General features: G+C 68.6%; 15 protein-coding genes and 3 pseudogenes. 12 read left to right on the top strand and 6 right to left on the bottom strand.

Features of this window, described 5'->3' with window-relative positions; genetic code table 11:
• Positions 1–317: 317 nt before the first annotated feature.
• Positions 318–857: pseudogene (locus tag ACH4RC_RS38800) on the top strand (transposase); the annotation flags it as partial.
• A gap of 80 nt (positions 858–937) precedes the next feature.
• Here ACH4RC_RS38800 and ACH4RC_RS38795 read toward each other — a convergent pair.
• Complete coding sequence (locus ACH4RC_RS38795; RefSeq protein WP_398209221.1) at positions 938–1,561, bottom strand: TetR/AcrR family transcriptional regulator; 624 nt, start codon at positions 1,559–1,561, stop codon at positions 938–940.
• Between the two features lie 70 nt (positions 1,562–1,631).
• Here ACH4RC_RS38795 and ACH4RC_RS38790 point away from each other — a divergent pair, with 70 nt between their 5' ends.
• A complete protein-coding gene (locus ACH4RC_RS38790) occupies positions 1,632–2,033 on the top strand; it encodes a hypothetical protein (protein WP_398209220.1) in 402 nt (133 codons plus the stop codon).
• Positions 2,034–2,286: 253 nt separating this feature from the next.
• Here ACH4RC_RS38790 and ACH4RC_RS38785 read toward each other — a convergent pair whose 3' ends face one another.
• The gene (locus tag ACH4RC_RS38785; RefSeq protein ID WP_398209218.1) at positions 2,287–2,430 is read right to left on the bottom strand and encodes a hypothetical protein; all 144 of its coding nucleotides are present in this window, start codon (positions 2,428–2,430) and stop codon (positions 2,287–2,289) included.
• Positions 2,431–2,686: 256 nt separating this feature from the next.
• On the opposite strand from ACH4RC_RS38785, the gene ACH4RC_RS38780 reads away from it, so the two are divergent.
• The 4 genes and pseudogenes from ACH4RC_RS38780 to ACH4RC_RS38765 form a co-directional block, all read left to right on the top strand.
• Positions 2,687–3,532 carry a helix-turn-helix domain-containing protein gene (locus tag ACH4RC_RS38780; protein ID WP_398209217.1) on the top strand — a complete coding sequence of 282 codons (846 nt, stop codon included), beginning with the start codon at positions 2,687–2,689 and terminating at the stop codon, positions 3,530–3,532.
• 55 nt (positions 3,533–3,587) lie between these two features.
• Positions 3,588–4,043, top strand: coding sequence for a helicase associated domain-containing protein (locus ACH4RC_RS38775; protein ID WP_398209215.1), 456 nt, complete (start codon positions 3,588–3,590; stop codon positions 4,041–4,043).
• Positions 4,044–4,939: 896 nt separating this feature from the next.
• Positions 4,940–6,757 (top strand): thiamine pyrophosphate-dependent enzyme, encoded by a 1,818-nt coding sequence (locus tag ACH4RC_RS38770; protein WP_398209213.1) that lies wholly within the window; start codon positions 4,940–4,942, stop codon positions 6,755–6,757.
• Between the two features lie 199 nt (positions 6,758–6,956).
• Positions 6,957–7,947: pseudogene (locus ACH4RC_RS38765) on the top strand (IS701 family transposase); the annotation flags it as partial.
• 156 nt (positions 7,948–8,103) lie between these two features.
• Here ACH4RC_RS38765 and ACH4RC_RS38760 read toward each other — a convergent pair.
• The 3 genes from ACH4RC_RS38760 to ACH4RC_RS38750 all read right to left on the bottom strand — a co-directional run bounded on the left by ACH4RC_RS38760 (position 8,104) and on the right by ACH4RC_RS38750 (position 10,606).
• Positions 8,104–9,540, bottom strand: a complete 1,437-nt coding sequence (locus ACH4RC_RS38760) for a pentapeptide repeat-containing protein (RefSeq protein WP_398209211.1) — start codon at positions 9,538–9,540, stop codon at positions 8,104–8,106.
• A 60-nt stretch (positions 9,541–9,600) separates the two neighbouring features.
• On the bottom strand, positions 9,601–9,846 hold the full coding sequence (locus ACH4RC_RS38755) for a hypothetical protein (RefSeq protein ID WP_398209210.1): 246 nt from the start codon (positions 9,844–9,846) through the stop codon (positions 9,601–9,603).
• Between the two features lie 82 nt (positions 9,847–9,928).
• On the bottom strand, positions 9,929–10,606 hold the full coding sequence (locus ACH4RC_RS38750) for a GntR family transcriptional regulator (protein ID WP_398209209.1): 678 nt from the start codon (positions 10,604–10,606) through the stop codon (positions 9,929–9,931).
• Between the two features lie 110 nt (positions 10,607–10,716).
• Here ACH4RC_RS38750 and ACH4RC_RS38745 point away from each other — a divergent pair, with 110 nt between their 5' ends.
• From ACH4RC_RS38745 to ACH4RC_RS38730, 4 genes and pseudogenes are all read left to right on the top strand, one after another.
• The gene (locus ACH4RC_RS38745) at positions 10,717–11,883 is read left to right on the top strand and encodes a mandelate racemase/muconate lactonizing enzyme family protein (protein WP_398209207.1); all 1,167 of its coding nucleotides are present in this window, start codon (positions 10,717–10,719) and stop codon (positions 11,881–11,883) included.
• Between the two features lie 170 nt (positions 11,884–12,053).
• Positions 12,054–13,400, top strand: a complete 1,347-nt coding sequence (locus tag ACH4RC_RS38740; RefSeq protein WP_398209205.1) for a cation:dicarboxylate symporter family transporter — start codon at positions 12,054–12,056, stop codon at positions 13,398–13,400.
• A gap of 67 nt (positions 13,401–13,467) precedes the next feature.
• A pseudogene (locus tag ACH4RC_RS38735) lies at positions 13,468–13,776 on the top strand (NAD-dependent malic enzyme); the annotation flags it as partial.
• A 114-nt stretch (positions 13,777–13,890) separates the two neighbouring features.
• The gene (locus ACH4RC_RS38730) at positions 13,891–14,058 is read left to right on the top strand and encodes a hypothetical protein (RefSeq protein ID WP_398209203.1); all 168 of its coding nucleotides are present in this window, start codon (positions 13,891–13,893) and stop codon (positions 14,056–14,058) included.
• A 165-nt stretch (positions 14,059–14,223) separates the two neighbouring features.
• Here the strand turns inward: ACH4RC_RS38730 and ACH4RC_RS38725 are convergent, their stop codons facing one another.
• Positions 14,224–14,589: a hypothetical protein gene (locus ACH4RC_RS38725; protein ID WP_398209201.1), complete on the bottom strand. Its 366-nt coding sequence runs from the start codon at positions 14,587–14,589 to the stop codon at positions 14,224–14,226.
• 24 nt (positions 14,590–14,613) lie between these two features.
• Between ACH4RC_RS38725 and ACH4RC_RS38720 the strand changes: the two genes are divergently transcribed.
• Positions 14,614–14,763, top strand: a complete 150-nt coding sequence (locus ACH4RC_RS38720; RefSeq protein WP_398209266.1) for a DDE-type integrase/transposase/recombinase — start codon at positions 14,614–14,616, stop codon at positions 14,761–14,763.
• Positions 14,764–15,774: 1,011 nt separating this feature from the next.
• Complete coding sequence (locus ACH4RC_RS38715) at positions 15,775–17,016, top strand: alpha/beta fold hydrolase (protein ID WP_398209199.1); 1,242 nt, start codon at positions 15,775–15,777, stop codon at positions 17,014–17,016.
• Positions 17,017–17,609: the final 593 nt, after the last annotated feature.

The following is a 17,609-nucleotide window of genomic DNA, read 5'->3' as shown; positions in this document are numbered from 1 at the left end:
GCACACCGGCTTTCGGTCCAGGCGCCACTCGGCCCAGACGGTGCTTTGACTGCTCCCCTTCGTGGGCGCGCTCGCCATGGGCCGCTCACCCAGGTCCTCGGTCGCCACCTCAGGGGTCTCGCGTGCCGTGAAGGCCGCGACCACCGGCGGCAGGCACAGCGCTGCGGTGAACACGGCGACCGGCAAGGTCCTGCTGGCCGAACGCGGGGAACGCGGACGCACCCCCGTCCTCGTCGTCGACGAGGCCCACCTGATGTCCTACGAACAGCTGGAATCCATCCGCATGATCACCAACCAGGGCATGGACCACCTAGGAGGAACTGCCCCTCCTGCAGGGCGCGTTGGTGCGGCTACAGGTCGAGCGCCTGCCGGGCGACCGCGACCCGAAACCGGTCTGGCTGTGGTGCTCAGCCATCGCCGCGACGCCGGCGGACGTGGACCGCTGGTGGCAGTCGTTCCTCCGCAGATTCGATCTTGAGCACACCTTCAGGCTCCTGAAGCAGACGCTCGGCTGGACCGCCCCGAAGGTCCGCCACGCCGACAGCGCCGATCTGTGGACCTGGCTCGTCATCGCCGCCCACACCCAGCTCCGCCTCGCCCGCCCCCTCGCCGAGGACCTGCGCCGCCCCTGGGAGCGACCCGCTGAGCCCCGCCGCCTCGCTCCCGCACGCGTCCGCCGGGGGTTTCGCAACGTCCGCGCGACGGCGGCCCGTCCGGCGGCCGCACCGAAACCGTCCAAGCCGGGCCCGGGACGGCCTCCCGGCTCGAAGAATAAGCGCCCGGCCGAGCGCCACGACGTCGGCAAGACCGTCAAACGCGCCGAGTCGATCAAGGAACACCAAACCCGCCGAGGATAAACGCCAAGCTCAGTCAATCTGAGGTACCGGACACCCCTGGCGCCTACGGTCGCCGTACCTGGTCGGCGCCGAGTGGACGACTACGAAGCATCCGCACCGTGATCGACGAGGGACATGTCGGATGCCAACGCGCGGGCGGTGTCGGCGAAGAACTGCTCGTCGGCGCCAGGGGCGAGGCCGAGAATGACACCCTGGCCGAGGCCGACGAACAGTGCCCTGAGCGCGGTGGTCAGGCGTTGTGCCTGTTGCGACGTCACAACGCTTCCGTTGTGCGATCTTCCGGTGAACAGCTCGATCAGGTGGTTTTCCTGCGATCGGATGGACGCCGCGAGCTGGGCCCCCAGGTCGGGGTCGTGCAGGGCCATATCCAGCAAGGTGATCTGGAGCGACAGGGCAGACCGGGCGTCGGGGGCGTCACAGCTACGCCGGTAGTACCGGGCGAAGGCGTCGACCGCTTCGAGCAGATCCAGTTCAGCTGGAACCGCCTGCTCGATCTCCTCGTAGTACGGCCGCAGATGGTCAGCGACCAGAGCGACCACCAGGCCGTTCTTGCTCCCGAACAGAGAGTAGATCGCGCCGGTGGTCAGGTCGGCGCGTTCGGCGATCTCATCGAGCCTGGCCCGGTATCCGTCCCGGGACACGACCTGGAACGCGGCCTCCAGCAGGGCGCGGCGGTTGCGTTCCTTGGCCTCTGCCCTCGTCATTCTCATAGCTTGATTATTACCGTAATCTCGTTACGGAACCAGTCGAGAGAGCTGTCAGAGAGGATCGCTCATGGCTCAAGTCGTGGCATCGCGGGTGACCCGCCAGAAGGTGGGAGCCATCGCCGATGGCGCCTTCAAGGTGTTGCTCGCCGCTGTCTACATGGCCGGCGCTGCCGCGCTCGGCCGGTTACTCGACACGCCAGCCTGGCTGCTGGTTGTCTCAGGCGTGGCCCTGCTGATCGGCGGTGGCATCGAGATCGGGTATACGCGCAGCCGGTCGATGCGCACCTACACCTGGCTCATGGTCGCCTACGACAGCGGCTGGGTGCTGACGGCACTTGTCGGCGCCCTGATGGCCTGGCGGGGGAGCAGCGGCGGGGGTGAAGTCTGGATCGGGTACCAGACCGCCGCCCCAATAGCGTTCGCCGCACTGCTGATCGCCGCCAAGCCAGCCCAGACTGCCTCAGTTTGAGCGAGAAAATCGACCCGTCCCCGTCTCGCTCAAACTGAGGCACCCCAGGTCAGGTACTCACGCTGCCTCACCTTCAGCGAGACCGGACAACGCCGGGAGGCCGGGGAGCCGGTCGGGTCGGCGACCGGCGCGCTCACCGACGAGCGCCGCCAGCAGCTCGACGACATCGATCCCGGGTGGTGCCCGGGGATGGGACACCGGACCGTAGCCGGTGCTCACCCGCAGGTCCCGTCGAACGAGCCCGTGCGCAGGGTCAGCCGAACATCCCTCCGTCCTCCCTCGTCCCGCGCAGGACCACCGTCGACGCTGCCGCCGCGCCAACCACCTCGGCGATCGCGCTCACGTGGTCAGGCGGAAGAGCAGCCGCGACCACGACCACGCCGACCAGCACCAGCATGGCGCGGGGCTTGCGGTGGAGGGGGTGGCGGGGGCCATCATTGCCAGAGGGCGTCAGCACCACTGTTGCCGTCCTATCTGCCGCGAAAGCGGCGGTCCGCCGCCGGGCGTCCTCCTGATGCTTGCGAGGCTGAGGGGCGTCCGGTGGCCGCTGCATTGGGAGTTGAAGTTTCGCAACGTAGTTGTCGCGTCCGTAAGGGGGACGAGACAATACGCGCACAAAACGCGCTCTACGCGAGACAACAGGTGTAGACCAGATGCCACGTCGTGCGACACCGCTCTCTCCGGAAGACGGCCCTCACGCCCAGTTCGCTCTTGCGCTGCGACAACTGCGCGATAACGCGGGCTTCGACGCCAAGACGATCCATGCCATCGCGGCCGAGAACAACATGCCACGCTCCACGCTGCACGCCGCTTTGCGAGGCGAGCGCATTCCGACAGTGCCCGTCCTCGCTGCCCTCGTGCGCGCCTGGGGAGGCGATGAGACGGAATGGATGCGAAGGCGTACGCAGGTTGAGGATGAGATCGAGCGCCTGCGGCTGATGGACGGAAGGAAGCAAGCGCATGAACGGCGTGCTGGGTGGTTCGAGTTGCGTTCGGTCAAGACCATCCGTCATCGGCGCAAAAGTGTGGACTCCGTATCCCCTGCTGAAGCGTGCGGCGACAAGATCAAGATGCTCAAGAGCTTGCTGGATGCGGACTTGATAGATGACGAGCAGTACAAGGAGGTGCTGGAGATCCTCTTGAAGGGAGCCGAGCCCACCCAACCCGCCCGGCCCGTCCTACCGCCAGCTCGCCCGAAACGGGAATCTCTCAGCGACGAAGATCCCTTCGCGGGCATCGCCTGGCACGAACTGCTAGAAGAGTTGAAGCAGAGAAATGACATGGCGCCTACGTGGGACCTCCTACGCGAGCGCGCAGGAGCCCCCACGATTCGCGAGATCGCGGGAGCCGTCGGTGTCGGACAGTCTGCGGTATCGATCGTTCTGCGGGGACGCGGTCGAGGCAACTCCAAACTTCTGACAAACGTCTTTGCCTACCTGGTGGGACGTTTGGAGTCGCACCAGGCCCAGCAAGCAGAAGACGACCCTGCGGCCGAGTAGGCAAGCTGGCGGACCGGCCGCACCCCTCAACAACTGGCAGCGCTGCCTGCGTCTCGTGCAGGCGTACCTGGCCGGCGGCGGGGGCCTGCCGACCGCGCCGGGTGAGGTCGTCGTTCAGGGCGAAGACCTCGGACGCTGGGTGCAGGCGCAGCGCCTGGACTTCGAGCAGCTGCAGCCCGTGCAGCAGTGGCTGCTGGAGAACGCCCTCGGCATCCAGGCCGCCGCGGAGGAGGAGCAGCCGGTGAAGCGGACCCAGGATCACAAGTGGGCGCTGAACATGGCTGCCGCCCGCCAGTACCGGGCCCGCGAAGGACACCTCAACATCCCCCGCAAACACGTCGAGGCCCTGCCTGCCGATCTCGCGAGGCCGGCTGCCACTGGACGTGAGACCACGCCCGAGGGCGACGTCCTGGTCGACCTGGGCATGTGGGCGGCGAACGTTCGCCGCCGCGCTGACAAGCTCACCGACGAACGCCGCCTCGCGCTCGATCAGCTCGGCATGCGCTGGTGATCTCAGGGCCGCCTTGCTCAGTACCGACACCCGTACCCGCCTGGTCTTGCGCAGATCTTTGCGAACCGCTCCCGGCGGCAGGCGGGCGGTGCGCAGGTGCATGGGGCATGCCGCAGGGTTCTGCGGACGTCTGGGGCCGGCAGGTGTTCCACCGCCACCGCCACCGCCCCGGCTCGACCACCGGTCCGCCCGGGCGGCTGTATGCCCGTTGCGGCAGACGACGGCGACCAGTACATCGCGTACCCCACCGGTCTGCCGCGGCCGAACCCGCCCGTCGGGTAGGTGCCCGGCGGTCGGACGGTCGTCTCGTGTCCGGCGTCCGGCGTGACAGGCCTGCCCACTCATGGCGGGATTCGACCGCCCCTGAACCGATCTGCCGCTGCGGTCGGTCCTGTTCCGACGTTGGATGCGCCAGTGCACGCTGACGCCAGCAGCACGACGTCAGTCAGCTGCGGGGACATCCGAAGCGGCGGTGCCCTGCCCCGGCCCTGCCCCGCCCCGGCAGACCAGACCACCCCATACGGCCACACCCGCTCCCGCCGACTCGGCCCCTGCCGCTGTCCGCACCACTGCGGCCTACCGGGGGCACCCCGCTCCCCGCCGACAGGAAGCGGACACCGGCCGAACCGCCCTCACCCAGACCTTGACCTCGCCCCGGCCCGCGCCCCGTTGGTTTGCAGGGGCGGCAGGCGCGGGCCGGGAGCGTACGTGCAGGAGTTGGTTGCCATCTTGCTGACGCCCAGTTGCACTCTGTTCGGGACGCCTGGGCGGGGGTTTCGAAGGCGGAGGTCGCGGCCATTTCGGTGGATCTGTGACGAGCCTGCGTAGCACGCAGGGCCAGGTGGAAGCGGCAGGGGAGGAGTGCGAGGCCACCGCGACGAGGAGATGAACCGCGTATGAGTGATCCGTCCCAGGCGGGCGACGACCGTAGGACCACATCGGACCTGGTGGTGGAGCGGCTGCTGCAGTGGGGCGTCGACACCTGCTTCGGTATCTGCGGGGATCAGGTGAACGGCTTCTTCGAGGCCTTGCGCACCCACCCCCAGATGCGGTTCGTGCACGTGCGCCATGAGGAGGCCGCCGCACTGGCCTGTGTGGGGTACGCGAAGTTCACCGGCCGGCCCGCCGCGTGCGTGGCCACCGCGGGGCCCGGGGCGGTTCACCTGCTCAACGGCTTGTATGACGCCCGGATCGACGGCGCACCGGTCATCGCGATCACCGGCCTGTCGTACCACGACACGGTCGGTGCTCACTTTCTGCAGGATCTTCCCTCTGACCGGTTGTTCGAGCATGCTTGTCTGTTCTCCGAGCGCGTCATGGGTCCCGCGCACGCCATCACAGCCACCGACCTCGCGGTGCGCAGCGCCCTGATGAACCGCGCACCCTCGCATCTGGCGATCCCCATCGACGTGCAGTCCTTCACGCTGCAGCAGGACACACCCTCACCGAAGAACGTGCCCGGCCACGTCTCCCTGGCCGGTCAGCCCTTCACCGTTGTTCCTCCCGAGGAGCAGCTACGTCGGGCCGCCCACATTCTCAACGAGTGCGAGCGGGTGGCGATCTGCGCCGGGGCCGGTGCGCGAGGCGCCGGTGAGGTGCTCGAACAGGTCGCAGACGTGCTGGGCGCGCCGATCGTCAAAGCAGGTCTGGGCAAGGACTGCGTGCCGGACGACAGCCCCTACACCACCGGTGGTATGGGTCTGATCGGTACCCGTGCCTCGCACGAGGCGTTCGAAGGGTGCGACGGGTTCCTCATCGTCGGCTCCTCCACCCCGTACTACGAGTTCTGGCCCAGGCCCGGTCAGGCGCGGGGAGTACAGATCGACGTCAACGCCGACCGCATCGCGATGCGCTACCCCGTCGAAACCGGCCTGGTCGGCCACGCCGACGCCGTGCTGAAGCGGCTGTTGCCCTTGCTGGAACGCAAAGAGGACCGGTCCTTCCTGGAGCGGGCGCAGACCACCTACCGCCGGTGGTGGGACCTGATCGGTGAGCAGGCCGCCACGTCGGGCACACCGATGCGACCGCAGGTGGTGACCTGGGAGCTGTCCAAGGCCCTTCCGGACCACGCGATCGTGACGGGCGATGCCGGCTCCGTCACCGCCTGGGGCGGCCGGCTCAGGCTGCGCCGGGGCATGCAGTACTCCTTCTCCGGCACCCTGTGCACCATGGGTTCCGCCGTGCCCTACGCGATCGGCGCCCAGTTGGCCCACCCCGGCCGACCGGTGATCGCGTTCACCGGGGACGGGTCGATGAGTATGGGGATGGGCGAGTTGGCCACCCTCGCCCAGTACGACCTGCCCATCAAAGTCGTCGTGCTGCGCAACAACTCCCTCGCGCTGGAGGTGTGGGAGCAGACCGCTCTGCTGGGCAACCCGCAGATGGGCTGTGAGCTGCACCCCATCGACTTCGCCGCTGTCGCCCGCGCCTGCGGCCTGACAGCCTTCCGCATCGAGAATCCCGCCGACGCCGCCGAGGTTCTCACTCAAGCGATGGCCTTCGAAGGGCCGTGCCTGGTCGAGGCTGTCACTGACCCCCATGAAGCACCCTTCGGAGAAAGTCTGCAACCCGTTCACGCCCAGCACCTCGCCCAAGCCTTCGGCAAGGGCGAGCCCGCCGCCGGTCCCATGGCACGCAACCTCCTGCAAGAAGGCCGGGTCGCGCTCTCGCCCGCGTTGCAGCAGCACCACGACGAGATCGCCCGCTTCCTCTGACCACCAAGTGACGGTGAAGGCTGCGTGTGGCCGCGACACGCAGCGCAGTCCGGGGCTCCGTGCAGGTGACGCAGCCCGGGCAGCCGCCCGTCGGCGTGCTTGTCACCATTGCGCCGGCGACCTCAAGAACCTCAAGAAGTGGGCCCGCAACCGGCCACGCGTCTCCACCGGCACCACCGACCTCGACGGAACGGGCCCTGTCCGGCTCCTGATGATGGACGGCCGCCGCAAGTCGGTCCAGGCCATGGCCTCGCGGCTGCCGGACGGCATGAACAGAACCTGCAGCAGTTCGTGAACCAGCAGGCCAACTGTCAGGTCGCGGTGAGCGTGCACGCGGTCTCCGAGGGCGTCTCATGCCCGCTCACCTGGCGCCTTTTCCTGCCGGAGCAGTGGGCGCTCAATGGCGACCGGCGCAGGCGGACCCGGCCGCCCCAGGAGGTCACGCACCGGGAGAAGCGGCGCCTCGCGCTGGACGCCCTGGATGAACTGGCCGCCTGGCAGCTGTCGCCGCCGCTGGTGGTGGCCGACGCCGGCTACGGCCAGAACGCCGACTTCCGCCCCGCCCTGACCGAGCGGGGACACCACTTCGTGGCCGGCATCCGCGGCGACCTGGCCCTCCAACCGGGCGCGGCGGTCCCTGCATTGCCGGTCTGGTCCGGCACCGGCAGCCGACCGGTGTCCCGTTATCCGCAGCCACCGGTGCCCGCAGCCGAGTTGACCGCCAGCGCCGGTCGGGACGGCTTTGGGGAAGTGACCTGGCGGGAGGGTTCACGCCCCCCGGATGGCCTCCCGTTTCCTCGCGCTGTCCATCCGGCCGACCGGAGTGCGTCCGCGCCGGATGGCCAAGGCGGCCGCGGTGGCCGAACGCGGCCGGTGGGACGGCATCCAGCTACTGCTCCTGCTCCTGCTCCAGCTCCAGCTGCTGGCCGAGTGGCCCGACGCTGAGGACACCCGACCCGCTTCTGGCTGTCCGACCTGTCCGACGCACTCCGATCACCGCCCTGGTCCGTCTGGCGAAGATCCGTTGCCGCATCGAGCACGACTACCGCGAACTCAAGCACGCCCTGGGCCTGGACCACTTCGAGGGCCGTTCCCGGGCCGGCTGGCACCACCATGTCACCGTGGCGACCGCCGCCCACGCCCTCCTGACCGAACAGCGGCTCGCCCCAAAAGTGCCCGCGCCGGTCTGACCCTCTACCAGGTCCTCGACATGCTCCAGGACACCTTGAGGGTCACTGGCTGCTGAGGTTGGCACGCCGCGTTCCCTGCGCCGTCGGGGCACGGCGCGCGCGGGTGCTTCATGCGCTGACGACGGCGGAGGCACCAGGGCGCGTCTTGTAGCGCGATCAGGTGTACCAGGCTGGGGGCACACTGACCCCGCCTGGCGGAGGCCCACTCGGCAGCATCAGCCCGCGTGGGGCTTCACCGCTGGCGCTGCTGAAGTCGACGGTGCTGCCGGAGAAGGCCGCGCTCTGGAAGTCGACCGTGTCGTTGGAGAAGATCGCGCTCTGAAAGTTGATCCTGCCGCTGGAGAAGATCGCTTCGTTGAGGGTGACGGTGCCGCCGGAGAAGGTCGCTTCGCTGAAGCCGGCGGTGCTGCCGCAGAAGGCTGCTCCGCTGAAGTCGACGGCGCTGCCGGAGAAACGCGCGACGTAGAAGTTGACCACGCCGCCGGAGAAGGTCGAGTTGCGGAAGTCGACCCTGCCGTTGGAGAAGGTCGCGTTGCGGAAGCCGACGGTGCTGCCGGAGAAGGCCGCTTCGATGAAGCCGACGTCGCTGCCGGAGAAGGCCGCTCCGCGGAAGTCGACGATGCCGCCGGAGAAAATCGCGTTGCTGAAGCTGACCCTGCCGCGGGAGAAGTCCGCTGCGCTGAAGTCGACAGCGCCGCCGGAGAAACGCGCGACGTGGAAATTGAGCCAGCCGCCGGAGAGAACCGCTCCGCTGAAGTCGACCCCGCCGCCGGAGAAGGCCGCGTTGCTGAAGTTGACCCCACCGCCACAGAGGGCCGCTCTGCGGAAATCGACGATGCCGCCGGAGAAGGTCGCGTCACGGAAGTCGACCACGCCGGCGGAGAAGGCCGCTTCGCTGAAGTCGACCACGCCGCCGGAGAAGGTCGCTCCGGAGAAGTCTCCACCGTCGAAGGTGACGTGGGTGAGGTCGAAGTCGTGCCCACACCAGGAGTGCGGGTGTCTGGCGTCCAGGCGTAGGTGGTCCCGGATGACACGGATGACGGTGTGCCGGACTTCGCGAAGCCCCAGATAAGCGTGCCGGGCGTCCGAGTCGTCCGTCGGCAGGTCGGACTCCGCGGTGTACGGCAGGCGCAGGTAGGCACAGAGCACGTCGATGGAGGTCTGGCGCAGGTCCCTCGTCGGGGCATCGTCGGCGAGGCCGGCCAGGGCGTGCACCCCGCCCAGGCGGACCGCGGCGGAGGCGTCGCCCAACTGGGAGACGGCCGTGGTGAAGCGCTCGGTGTGCAGACGCGTGGCCTCGCGCAGGGCGCCGTCCTCGTCGATGCGCTGGCGCCGGTAGGCGACGACCAGCGCGACCAGCGCCCCGGCGCCGGCCACCACGCCGAAGGAGAGCTTCACCAGGTCGAAGAAGGTGGAGGAGTCGAGGCGGTGCTCACGTTTCACCTCTTGGGCGCCGAGCAGGTCCCATCCGGTGTAGAAGACGGCACCGGCGACCAGCAGGGCGGCGGTGAAGGCGAGCGCGAGGACGGTGCCGACCGGCCACAGGCGCAGTCCCTGCCGCCCGGTGCGACGCCGGAGCGAAGATGATCCCATACCCGGGTAGGACCCCGGCGGAGCACGGACGGTTGCACGGGTCGACATGACGGCCCGCCGTTACGCGCGGGCCCGCAGCGCACCGGACTCAGCGAGCCGCTTGTGCGGAAGAAGCGCCTCCTCAAGGAACCGCCGCGGACTGCGCCGGGCATCGGCCGGCAGCGCGCCCCGCTCCAGTTCCCCGCGCACCAGTGGATGTGCCGTGGGCGGGGCAACGCTCTCTCCGTACAGGCTGCGGACCGCCGCGCGGCTGAAGCCGCCGCTGTCGACGATCGCCAGGAAGTACTCGAGCTGACGGATGTCCATGGGCCTCTCCCCGGAGGGGCCGGTGCGCGACCGCGGCCAGGGGCTGTCGTTCCTCCGGTGTGGCGCCTCCGCGGCGTGTGGTCTAGGGAAGGGTTTCGCGGACCTCGAGGGCGCTGATGGCGGTCGCGGTGAGGCTGTTGGCGATGTGGTCGTGCATGAGCTGGGCGGCCCGGTCCGCCTGGCCGTCCACGACGAGGTCGACCAGCCGGTGATGTTCCTGAAGGTCGCGGGTGCGCGGCTCGTCGCCGGGCGGCAGATCGAGGCCGAGGCGCCGGTAGCGGTCGGACTTGTCCCACAGGTCGTCGAGCATCTTGATGAGGACGTCGTTGTGGGAGGCCCGGTACAGGGTCTGGTGGAAGACGCGGTGGGCGGAGAGGGCCCCCTCGCCCCACTGGCGCGTGACGGGCAGGAGCTGGTCGACGGCGGCCCGCAGCGCGGTGATGTCGTCCTCGGTGCGGCGCGCGGCGGCCAGTGCGGCCGCGGTCGGATCGAGCGAGAGGCGGACCTCGAACAGCTGGCGGGCCTCGTCCGCGGTCATGGTGGACACCCGCACATCGCGGTGGGTCTCCACGGTCACCAGCCCCTCGCTGCTCAGGCGCCGGATCGCCTCGCGCAGCGGGGTGATGCTCATGTTCAGTGAGGCGGCGAGGTCGTACTGCGCCAGCCTGGAGCCGGCCGCAAGGCTTCCGTTGAGGATCTGGTCGCGCAGCTCCGCATAGGCGAGATCGCTCTTGCTGAGGAACATGTTCTGGCTCGGCATGGCCTCTTGACCGTTTCCTTTCCCGAGGTCGCGACCCCTTGACATCTCGTTGGGGCGCAGCTCACCCTAACAGCTCTCACATCTTATAAGTTACGAGAAGGGTCGCGACTGTGAAGATCACCAACGTCTACGAGGGCGTCGTCCCGATCAGCTCTTCGATCCGCAACGCCTGGATCGACTTCTCCTCCATGGACTGCTCGATCGTCGCCATCGAGAGCGACGTCATCCGCGACGGCAAGCCGCTCGTCGGTTACGGCTTCAACTCCAACGGCCGTTACAGCGCCGGCGAGATCCTGCGCCGCCGCATCCTGCCGCGCCTGACCGCCGCCGAGCCCGGCAGCCTGCTGAACGACGCCGGCGAGCTGGACCCTGCCAAGGCGTGGCAGGTGATGATGCGCAACGAGAAGCCCGGCGGCCACGGCGAGCGCTCGGTCGCCGTCGGTGTCGTCGACATGGCCCTCTTCGACCTCGCCGCGAAGATCGCGGAACAGCCGCTGTACCGCTACCTGTCCGACCGCCACGGTGACGGCACCCCCGACGACTCGGTGTTCGTCTACGCCGCCGGCGGCTACTACGCCCCCGGCAAGACCCTCACCGACCTGCGAAACGAGATGAAGAACTTCCTCGACCAGGGTTACGACGTCGTCAAAATGAAGATCGGCGGCGCCGACCTCGCCGAGGACCTGCGCCGCATCGAGGCCGTCATCGACGTCCTGGACGGCGAAGGCTCCCGCCTCGCCGTCGACGTCAACGGCCGCTTCGACCTCACCACCGCCCTCGAGTACGGGCGGGCCATCGAGCCGTACAACCTGTTCTGGTACGAGGAGATCGGCGACCCGCTCGACTACCACCTCAACGCCACCGTCGCCGAGCACTACACCGGGGCGATCGCCACCGGCGAGAACCTCTTCTCCCTCCAGGACGCCCGCAACCTCATCCGCTACGGCGGCATGCGCCCCGACCGCGACACCCTCCAGTTCGACCCGGCGCTGTCCTACGGCCTGACCGAGTACCTGCGCATCCAGGACATGCTGCAGCAGCACGGCTGGTCCTCGCGCCGCTGCATCCCGCACGGCGGCCACCAGTTCTCCCTGCACATCGCCGCCGCCCTCAAGCTCGGCGGCAACGAGTCCTACCCGGGCGAGTTCCAGCCCACCGGCGGCTTCGCCGACGACGCCGTCGTCGAGAAGAGCCGCGTCGGCCTCACCGACATCCCCGGCATCGGCTTCGAGGGCAAGGCCGCCTTCTACAAGGTGCTGCGCGCCCTGCACAGCTGAGCCACACCGCACCGCGACCACGCGCCCGCTTCACGGGCGGGCGCCGTCGCGCCGGCGCGGCTCCATACACGCGCCACGTACGCCACCGGGGACCGCGAGCCGCCATACGCCGTCCCCGGCACCTCACGGGACAGGGCAACACACGATCGTCGTGCAAGGGAGCACCAACGATGACATCCGCTACCGCCACCGACGGCCCGCCACGGTCGAGGCTGAGCCGCCTGCTGCGTGAACTGTGGTTCCAGGTCGTCCTCGCCGCCGTCCTCGGTATCGCCGTGGGGCTGGCCGCGCCCGGTTTCGGCGCAGAACTCAAGCCGCTCAACGACTGGTTCATCGCACTGGTCAAGATGATCGTGATCCCGGTCGTCTTCTGCGTGGTGACCACCGGCATCGCCTCCATGGACAACCTGCGCAAGGCCGGCCGCATCGGCGTGAAGGCGATCGGCTACTTCCTGGTGCTGTCGCTGGTGTCGATGCTGATCGGCCTGGTGGTCGCGAACATCTTCCACCCCGGCACCGGCCTGGACGTCGATCCCTCCACGCTGCGGGCCGAGGACGTGCCGCAGACCGCCACCGAACACGCCACCTTCACCGGCTTCATCTCTTCTCTGATCCCCAGCTCCCTGCTCGGTGCGATCACCGGCGACGCGATCCTGGCCGCGCTCATGGTCTCCATCGTCTTCGGTGTCGCCCTGAACATGGCCGGTGAGGACGGCGCCCCGCTGACCCGCGGCATCAAGGCCCTCTCGGACGTGGTGTTCCGCATCGTCGGCTGGGTGATGTGCCTGGCCCCTCTGGGCACCTTCGGCGCCCTGGCCACCGTCGTCGCCACCTACGGCGCCGAAAGCCTCAAGCAGCTCGCCTACCTCATCCTCTTGTTCACCGCGACCTGCATCGTCTACGTCCTGGTCGTCCTCGGCGCCATCATGCGCGCCTGCCGCATGAGCCTGTTCGCCCTGATGCGCTTCCTCAAGGCCGAACTCCTCGTCGCTCTGAGCACCTGCTCCAGCGAAGCCGTCCTGCCGCAGCTGGTCAAGAAGCTGGAGACTCTCGGCATCGGACGCCCGGTCGTCGGCATCGTCATCCCCTCCGGGTTCTCCTTCAACCTGGACGGCTCCGCCGTCTACCTCACGATGGCCTCGATGTTCCTGGCCCAGGCCATGGGCATCGATCTGTCGTGGCAGCAGCAACTCGTCATGGTCGGCGTCATGATGCTCACCAGCAAGGGCACCGCCGGAATCGCGGGCGGCGCCTTCATCGTCCTCGCCAGCACCGTCACCGCCGTCGGCCACATCCCGCTCGCCGCCCTCTCCCTGATCGTAGGCGTCGACCGGATCCTCAACGAGGGCCGCGTCTTCATCAACGTTCTCGGCAACGCGGTCGCCACCATCGTGATCGGCAAATGGGAGAAGGACTTCAACGCCCAGCAGGCCCACGCCGCCCTGTACCCCGACAAGACCCCGCCGGGCCCCCCGCCCACCGCGCTCGACACCACCAAAGTCGGCGCCGACAGCTGACCCCGCCCATCCCGGCATTCCAAGGCCCAAGCGGCCCCGGCGCCCAGCCCAGAAGAGGACAGTCCCAATGAGCGCGCCCAGCGTCTCCTACTCGATCACCATCCGGCTCGAAGTCCCCGCGGGCGGCAGCGCCGTCTCGCAGCTGACAGCCACCATGGAGGCGCTGGGCGGCTCGGTCACCGTGCTCGACGTCATCTCCTCCGACGCCGACCGTCTCGGCCTCGACGTCACCGTCGCGGCCACGTCGACCTCGCACGCCGGCGAGATCGTCGACAAGCTCCGCGCCATCGAGGGCGTGACGCTCGGGAAGGTCTCCGACCGTACGTTCCTGATGCGCCTCGGCGGCAAGATCGAGATGCAGTCCGAGCACCCCCTGGAGGGGACGGCATGTTCACCGGCATCCGCACCATCATGATCTTTGCCGGGGACCCTGAAACCTCCGCCCGCTGGTGGGCCGGCCGGCGGACGCCACCGGGCCGCCATCACCGCCATGGCCCTGCGCGCCGTCATCGCCGGGGACGTCGAGCAGGCCGCCGCGTACGGACCGGCCGACGCTGCCCGGCCGTTCGCCGACCGTGCCCTTGACGTCGAGCTGGCCCACCGCGACCTCGACAAGGACGTCGTCGACCGGCCCGAGCACGGGTACCGCCCGCAGTGACCGGGACAACTCGCTCGTCACTCAGGCCGAACTCTTCGACGCTGACGACCGGTACGACGACGGATACAGCGACGGCCGAAGGAACCTCCTCGTCAACTGTGCCGCCGACATTGAGAAGGATGTCGCTCACACCCTGACGGTCGCCGTGGAGGTGGCCGCCCGTACTCACCAGACGATGACACCGCCGTCTTCGGCTTTGGCGCGTACGGAGGCGGCAACGATGTTGTTGAAGCATTCGGTGACGTACTCCGTGCCATAGCCGCTCACTTCACCAAGGTGATCCAAGTGCGGACGTATCGCCCCGCACTCGGCCAGGAAGTCATCGACCTCCCTCGGCTCGACCCGAAGGTTGTCGCCATCGAGCCGGGGAAAGAAACGAGCTCCCAGCGCCTGCATCGCCGCAGAACCCCACAGCTTCTCGCGCGCGCTCTCGAATCCAGCCCTGGTCTTGCTGTAATCGTCGTCGGGATCCTCCAGAAGAGTCCACTTGCCGTCGGCTTCGTATATGAAGGTGTCCACATTGAGGCTCACGCGCTGATTCTCCGCAGCAAGGCCGTGCCACGTCGACTGGATTGCAGCTACCGCGCCCACGACGGCGGCCAGCTCCTCTATCTCGCGACCGTGCTGGACTGCTTCAGCCGCAAGGTCGTGGGCTGGTCCATCGCCGACCACATGCGCACCAGCCTGGTCGCCGATGCACTGTAGATCTGTGTGACCATCTCGGGGTGACCCGGTCGATGGGCGCGGTCGGCACCGGCGCGGACAACGCGGATGCAGGGAGCACCTGCGGCCCGTACCGCTGATCTCAGCCCACCCTTCCCCACCCTGGGGCCGCGCTGCGCCGGGTTGAAGTGCGCGCTGTGCAGCCAGACCTCGGTGCGCCCCTGCAATGCGGGGGTGTGGGTCCGCAGGTGGACGTCGTGGCCGTGGCGGCTGGTGGCGGACAGCGCCAGGGCGTGGTCGAGGTCGAGGCGGATCTAGCTCGTCCCTTGAATGGGGGAGTAGAACGCCCGTGGACTGCACCAGCCGTATGACGAGGGCAGGAAGCGCCGTGCCCGAGCACGGAAGGAAGCGGCGCAGCTCTGCCCGGCCCGTATCGACTGGCAGGCATAGCGGCCGGGCGACCGAGCCACCCGTCTCAACGCGTGTGCCCCGTTTTGGGTATGTTGTCGGAATCGGTCAAAGTGGTGGGAACTCGCCGTGGATTGAGCATCAGGAGCAGATCAGTCAGGATGCGCTTCACGCGCCCAGGGACGGCCCCCGGCCGCCTGCTGCATCGGCACAGCGGCCACCAGGTGCGCTCCACGCGCCCAGGGACGGTCCCAAGGACATCCAGGGGGCCGAGCGCACCGCGACGTGCGCTCCACGCGCGCAGAAGCGGTCCTTACCAGAACTGACCTTGAGGACGCGGCATGCTGTGCGCTTCACGCGCCCAGGGACGGTTCCGCCCAGGGGTAGATGGACAAGCCGATAGCTCGTGGTTACCGGCCGGCCCGCGCTGCGCCCAGCGCCGGGCTGCCTCAGCGGAATCGTGAGGAGGCCGGCAGCCAGGCGGTCTGCGTGGCCACGCATGTTCGTGGGCAGCGCCCCCTGGGCTCCGCGGGGCTCCGATCAGGTGACCTGTCAGCCTGGCGCGCTGCGTGGGCGCAGCCTTGGCGTTCAGGATCGCGATCATGGCCTGGTGTGCGGGCCGCTGATCGAGAGGGTGTGCATCCGGTGAGGGTCCTGCCGCGCCTGGCCGTTGTTCTCCTGGCCGCCTGTTCGAGCTGGTTGGTGGCCGCCGACGCCGGTGCGTCGCCGGCGGGCGCCACCTCACCTGTGCCGGGGGCCGTGCTGGCGGACCGGCCGGCGTTCTATGAACCGCCCGCTTCCCTTCCCGAGCGGGACGGTGACGTCATCCGCTCGCAGCGGGCGGCCTTCTATCTGGACTCGCTGAAGCTGGTCAAGGCCGGCGCGGACGTCGAGCGGATCATGTACCGCACCACCGATCACTCGGGTAAGCCCATCGCGGTCACCGGCACCGTACTCACCCCCGACAAGGCCCGTTCGGGGCCGCGGCCGATCGTCGCGTTCGCCCCCGGCACCCAGGGACTGGCCGACAAATGCTCGCCCTCGAGGCAGATGGCCGAGGGGACCGAGTACGAGGCGCTGCCCATCAAGCATCTCCTCGACCAGGGCTGGGCCGTCGTGGTGCCCGACTACCAGGGCCTGGGCACTCCCGGAGTGCACACCTACATGGACCGCGCGGCCCAGGGATATGCGGTCCTGGACTCCCTGCGGGCAGCGCAGCGCCTGCAGGAGGCCCACCTGCCCGACGCCGGCCCGGTCGCCCTCTACGGCTACTCCCAGGGCGGCGGCGCCAGCGCCGCAGCCGCCGAACTCGCACCCGCCTACGCCCCGGAGCTGAAGATCAAGGGGGCGGTCGTCGGTGCCCCGCCCGCAGACCTCGACAAGGTGGCGGCCAACCTCGACGGCTCGGCCTACGGAGCGTTCTTCAACTACTCCCTGTCCGGGCTCGGCGCCGCGTACGGCATCGACATCGATTCCTACCTCACACCGCACGGCAAGCGGGTCACCCGAGACCTGCGGGACAACCAGTGCACGACCCAGGCCATCGCCAAGTACCCCTTCCTCACCTCCCGTTCCCTGACCACGGACGGCCGGCCGCTGACCGAGCGCCTCAAAAACGCGCCCTGGAAGAAGATCGTGGACGACCAGCAACTCGGCACCCACAGGCCGGACGTGCCGATTCTGCTCTCCCACAGCCGTCTCGACGACGTCGTCCCCCACAAGGTCGGCGAAAAGCTCGCCGCCGACTGGTGCCGGCGCGGGGCCGCCGTGAAGTTCACGACCAACTACGTTCCCGGCCACATCGCCGCAACCGCCGCCACCAGCAGCGCCGGCGCTCCCTGGCTCAAGGATCGATTCACCGGCAAGACCGCTCCCAGCACCTGCTGACGAAGCGGACCTCACCCCGGACAGCTTCAGCAGTCGCGGAAGTCGAGAGGCACGGGACTGTTCACTCCATGGGGCGGACGAGGGCGTGCTCGTCAGACGGCGGGAAGCAGGTGCCGGTGATCGGTGAGGACAGGACGGAGCGCACCTCGAAAACGGACGCGTAGGGCACCAGCCGCCTGAGTACGACCCGAGTCCGGTCCGTGGTGCGCTGGGAGGACAGATCGCCTGACAGCACGATGACGCGCCGGGCCTCGCCCGCGGCCCTGCTCCGGCTCGGGCAAGCAAGCAGGAACACATGGTCACGCCCCTGAGAACCGCCGGACTACCCGTTTCTACGCGTCACCCGACAGCGATTTTGAAGGCAAACGAGCTTGCGACGATCCCGAGGGAATCAACAAGATTGTGAAAGCCCCGGCAGACAACGGGACTTCAAATGTGAGAGATCGGAGGAAGCTGGTGCGTAAGCCGCGAGAGATTCCACCCGAACAGCGCGGGTACCACAGCCTATGCCCAGGCGTTCACCCGTGCGATGAGCAAACCGTGAGCCATCATGCCTGAAAACCGAAGGAAGCCAACCGGGCCGGGGGAGCCCC

It is taken from the genome of Streptomyces sp. NPDC016845 (genome assembly GCF_044332585.1).
Classification (GTDB): domain Bacteria; phylum Actinomycetota; class Actinomycetes; order Streptomycetales; family Streptomycetaceae; genus Streptomyces.
The sequence above is the reverse complement of the archived record's forward strand: the minus strand, read 5'-3'. Positions and strand labels throughout refer to the sequence as shown.

Excerpts from the sequence above, each read along its gene's own strand:
- ACH4RC_RS38795 (WP_398209221.1), bottom strand. The coding sequence starts at position 1,561 with ATGACGAGGGCAGAGGCCAAGGAACGCAACCGCCGCGCCCTGCTGGAG.
- ACH4RC_RS38790 (WP_398209220.1), top strand. The coding sequence starts at position 1,632 with ATGGCTCAAGTCGTGGCATCGCGGGTGACCCGCCAGAAGGTGGGAGCC.
- ACH4RC_RS38785 (WP_398209218.1), bottom strand. The coding sequence starts at position 2,430 with ATGCTGGTGCTGGTCGGCGTGGTCGTGGTCGCGGCTGCTCTTCCGCCT.
- ACH4RC_RS38780 (WP_398209217.1), top strand. The coding sequence starts at position 2,687 with ATGCCACGTCGTGCGACACCGCTCTCTCCGGAAGACGGCCCTCACGCC.
- ACH4RC_RS38770 (WP_398209213.1), top strand. The coding sequence starts at position 4,940 with ATGAGTGATCCGTCCCAGGCGGGCGACGACCGTAGGACCACATCGGAC.
- ACH4RC_RS38760 (WP_398209211.1), bottom strand. The coding sequence starts at position 9,540 with ATGGGATCATCTTCGCTCCGGCGTCGCACCGGGCGGCAGGGACTGCGC.
- ACH4RC_RS38755 (WP_398209210.1), bottom strand. The coding sequence starts at position 9,846 with ATGGACATCCGTCAGCTCGAGTACTTCCTGGCGATCGTCGACAGCGGC.
- ACH4RC_RS38750 (WP_398209209.1), bottom strand. The coding sequence starts at position 10,606 with ATGCCGAGCCAGAACATGTTCCTCAGCAAGAGCGATCTCGCCTATGCG.
- ACH4RC_RS38740 (WP_398209205.1), top strand. The coding sequence starts at position 12,054 with ATGACATCCGCTACCGCCACCGACGGCCCGCCACGGTCGAGGCTGAGC.
- ACH4RC_RS38730 (WP_398209203.1), top strand. The coding sequence starts at position 13,891 with ATGGCCCTGCGCGCCGTCATCGCCGGGGACGTCGAGCAGGCCGCCGCG.